Genomic DNA, 3,244 nt, shown 5'->3' with positions numbered 1-3,244 from the left:
GCATGACTTCACGCTCGACGAGGAACTGCGGGATGATTCCCGTGACCCGCCCGCCGGCGTCGAGCGCGGCCCGGGCGACGGCCCCCATGCCCTTGCTTGCGGCGCTGATCCTTTTTCCCCTCCCGGTCGTGCGCGCCGCGCCCTCGCTTGCGTCGCTCTATGCGGCGGTCGGCCTGCCGGTCAACGTGCGAGGGCTGGCGATCCAGGACGTCAGCTCGTCCGAGCTGACCGACGAAGGCGCGCCGCTCCTGCTCGTGAAGGGATCCATCGCCAGCCTCGCCCGGACCGCCGTCGACGTCCCGCGTCTACGCGTCGCGGTGCTGGCCGCCGACGGGCGCGAGCTCTATGCTTGGACCACCATGGCCGCCCGGGCGAAGCTCGCGCCGGGCGAGACGACGACCTTCCGCGCCCGCCTGGCCTCCCCGCCCGCGGAGGGCCGCACGGTTGCAGTCCGCTTCCTGGGAAGGCAGGATCTCGCCGCTCATGCCATCCGCTAGCCCCCTCCCCGCCCCGGTCGCCGAGGACGTGACCGTCCTGTTCTCCTCGGAGCAGATCGCGACCCGCATCGCCGAGCTTGCGGCCGCGATCGCCGCGGCGGAGCCCCAGCGTCTCCTCGTGCTCGCGGTGCTGAAGGGCAGCTTCGTGTTTGCGGCGGACCTGATCCGCGCCCTGCATGAGGTGGGGCTCAGGCCCGAAATGGAGTTCATCACGCTCTCGAGCTACGGCGAGCAGCAGGTGTCGGGCGGCGCGGTGCGGGTCGTGCACGACGTCGAGAGCGACGTCGCCGGACGCGACGTCCTGCTGATCGACGACATCCTCGAATCCGGCCGGACCCTGGCGTTCGCCAAGGATCTGATGGCGAGGCGCGGCGCGCGCCGCGCCATGACATGCGTTCTGCTGCAGAAGGCCGGGAAGCGCGTCGCGCCGATCGAAGCGGACTTCGTCGGCTTCGACTGTCCGGATCGCTTCGTGGTCGGCTATGGCATGGACGACGCGCACGCCTACCGGCAGCTGCCTTTCGTCGGCGTGGTCGCCGATCGCGCGGCGGAATCGAACTGAGGGAGGCCCCGGATGGCTCGCATCCTTCTGACCGACGACGAGGACGCCGTCCGCGGCTTCGTCCAACGCGCCCTCGAGATGGACGGCCATCAGGTCACGCCGGCCTTCGACGGCGCGGACGCGCTCGAAAAGCTCAACCTCGACAACGGCGCGTTCGACCTCCTGCTCACGGACATCAGGATGCCCATGATGGACGGCATCGCCCTGGCGCTCGCGGCCGCCCGCGACTTCCCGGCCGTGACCATCCTGCTGATGACCGGCTACGCGGACCAGCGCGAGCGCGCATCAGGGCTGGACGCCCTGATCCATGACGTCGTCACCAAGCCGTTCTCGCTGAACCAGATCCGGGACGCGGTGGCGGACGCCCTCAACGCAGGCGAGCAGCGCCTGAGCGCCTGACCCCATGACAGAGAGGGAGCCCGGCCGAAGACGGCTTCGGCCTCGCCGCGGCTTCACTCATGAGCTTGCGCAGATGAGGTCCTGCTCGCGAACCGCGCAGGGCCGCAAAGGAATTGCGATTGAACCTCGCCGCGTCCTTCTCTCTCCAGATGCGTTCGATCTTTGCGCTGATCCTGCGGCGGATCCGCACGAAGTATGCGACGTCGCGCGCCGGCTACATCTGGGCGATCGTCGAGCCCATCTGCTGGGTGTTCATCCTGAAGTTCGCGATCCAGGACAAGGCGTCCGGTCTGCCGCCGATCGGCGGCAGCTACGAGGTATTCTTCGCGACCGGCGTGATCATCGCCCGGACATGGCGGACCGTGGCGCAAAGCACGTCGGGCGTGCTTCTTCGCCGGAAGCGGAATTTGCCGGGGCTGCAGCGGCCGGACGCCGCCTACGCGACCTGGATCCTCGAGATGGCCACCGGCGGGGTCGCCATGGTGGTGGTGCTCGCCGGCATGGCGCTCTTCGGCTTCGAGACCCGGCCGGCCCACCTTCTGATCTGTCTCGCCGCGTTCGCCGCGACAGCGCTCTACACCTTCGGTTTCTCTCTGATGCTGGCCCTTGTCATGACGCTGGCGCCGGGCTTGAGGCACTTTCAGCACATCATCATGCTGGCCCTGTTCATCACCTCGGGCTTCTCGATGCTGATCGACAGGGTTCCGCCGCGGATACGCGAGATCCTGCTCTGGAACCCGCTGCTGCACTGCATCGAGTGGTTTCGGGAAGGCTTCTACCCGGGCTATGTTTGCGCCTCTCTCAGTCTCGGCTACCTGTTCGGGGTCACGATCTGCTTCATCCTCATAGGCCTGGCTGGCGAGAGAGCCCTCGGAAACAAGCTCCGTCCCGTCTGACGGGCAGCGCGGATGCTTGAGCTACGGGACGTCTGGAAGGGCACGAAGTCGAAGGGCCGGCAGCGCTGGATGCTCGCCGGCGTCAGCCTTTCGGTGCCCGCCGGCCGGCGCGTCGCGCTGCTGGGCGCCGACAGGGCCGACAACCGGGCCGTGCTGCACGTGCTCGCGGGCGTCGAGCATGCCGACCGCGGCGCTGTGCGGCGGGTCGGCATGCCGTGCTGGCCGTTCGGCCATCGCAAGTTCCTCGACCTGGCCGGAACCCTTCGTCAGAACGCCAACTTCCTGAGCTACATCTATGGCGTGGATCCCGGCGACGTGGCCGCGATCGCGACGGAGCTCAGCGGCGTCAAGCTCAGGAAGGGAAAGCCGCTTAAGAGGTACACAGTCTCTGAACGGACGCAGCTAGCGCTTGGCCTCACTCTCGCCTTGCAGTTCGACTGGTACTTCATCAATGAACGCCTTCCACGAGTCGCCAGATCGCGTATCGCGGAGATCGACAGCGTGATCGCGCACCGGCTGAGCTCCGCGGGGGTGGTGTGGGCGACCACGAACCCTGATCTGGTCGCAGGATATTGCGATGCAGGATTGGTCCTCGACCAAGGTGCTCTAACATTCTATGATACGTTGGAGGCTGCGTCTGAGGCGTACCAAAAGTTGACCGCAGGCAGGGCAAGCAAGCGCACATGAGCGACACCAGAGCCAGGACGGGCGTCGAGGTACAACTTGGCGCCAGGGCCCGTTCGATCCTGAAGACCCTGTCGAACGCCGCTCCGGGCGGACTGAGGGCGCATCCCGCGGCGCGGCGTCTGCTGGGCGCCCCGTCTCTCGCGGCGCGTGAACCTTTCTCGCCCCGGCCAGTGCTGATCTTCTTTTCTCGCCCGATCGCGGCG

The 3,244-nt window shown here is 67.5% G+C and carries 5 protein-coding genes and 1 pseudogene; 5 read left to right on the top strand and 1 reads right to left on the bottom strand.

From position 1 onward, the window contains the following. Nucleotides 1-88, bottom strand: a pseudogene (locus ACIKT0_RS19990) (TIGR00730 family Rossman fold protein); the annotation flags it as partial. 395 nt (nt 89-483) lie between these two features. Here ACIKT0_RS19990 and hpt point away from each other — a divergent pair. From hpt to ACIKT0_RS15735, 5 genes are all read left to right on the top strand, one after another. After that, nucleotides 484-1,059 carry a hypoxanthine phosphoribosyltransferase gene (gene hpt, locus ACIKT0_RS15755; protein ID WP_407106285.1) on the top strand — a complete coding sequence of 192 codons (576 nt, stop codon included), beginning with the start codon at nt 484-486 and terminating at the stop codon, nt 1,057-1,059. A 12-nt stretch (nt 1,060-1,071) separates the two neighbouring features. Continuing rightward, the gene (locus ACIKT0_RS15750; RefSeq protein WP_407106283.1) at nt 1,072-1,458 is read left to right on the top strand and encodes a response regulator; all 387 of its coding nucleotides are present in this window, start codon (nt 1,072-1,074) and stop codon (nt 1,456-1,458) included. Nucleotides 1,459-1,577: 119 nt separating this feature from the next. Beyond that, complete coding sequence (locus ACIKT0_RS15745; RefSeq protein WP_407106282.1) at nt 1,578-2,354, top strand: ABC transporter permease; 777 nt, start codon at nt 1,578-1,580, stop codon at nt 2,352-2,354. 69 nt (nt 2,355-2,423) lie between these two features. Continuing rightward, nucleotides 2,424-3,041 carry a hypothetical protein gene (locus ACIKT0_RS15740; RefSeq protein WP_407106280.1) on the top strand — a complete coding sequence of 206 codons (618 nt, stop codon included), beginning with the start codon at nt 2,424-2,426 and terminating at the stop codon, nt 3,039-3,041. After that, on the top strand, nt 3,038-3,244 hold a 207-nt coding region (locus tag ACIKT0_RS15735), incomplete at its 3' end, for a hypothetical protein (RefSeq protein WP_407106279.1). The genes ACIKT0_RS15740 and ACIKT0_RS15735, both read left to right, overlap by 4 nt.

This window comes from Hansschlegelia beijingensis (genome assembly GCF_045505405.1).
GTDB lineage: Bacteria > Pseudomonadota > Alphaproteobacteria > Rhizobiales > Methylopilaceae > Methylopila > Methylopila beijingensis_A.
This window is presented reverse-complemented; position numbering and strand designations above follow the sequence as displayed.

Coding starts and splice junctions, on each gene's coding strand:
- hpt (WP_407106285.1), top strand. CDS start 484: ATGCCATCCGCTAGCCCCCTCCCCGCCCCGGTCGCCGAGGACGTGACC.
- ACIKT0_RS15750 (WP_407106283.1), top strand. CDS start 1,072: ATGGCTCGCATCCTTCTGACCGACGACGAGGACGCCGTCCGCGGCTTC.
- ACIKT0_RS15740 (WP_407106280.1), top strand. CDS start 2,424: ATGCTCGCCGGCGTCAGCCTTTCGGTGCCCGCCGGCCGGCGCGTCGCG.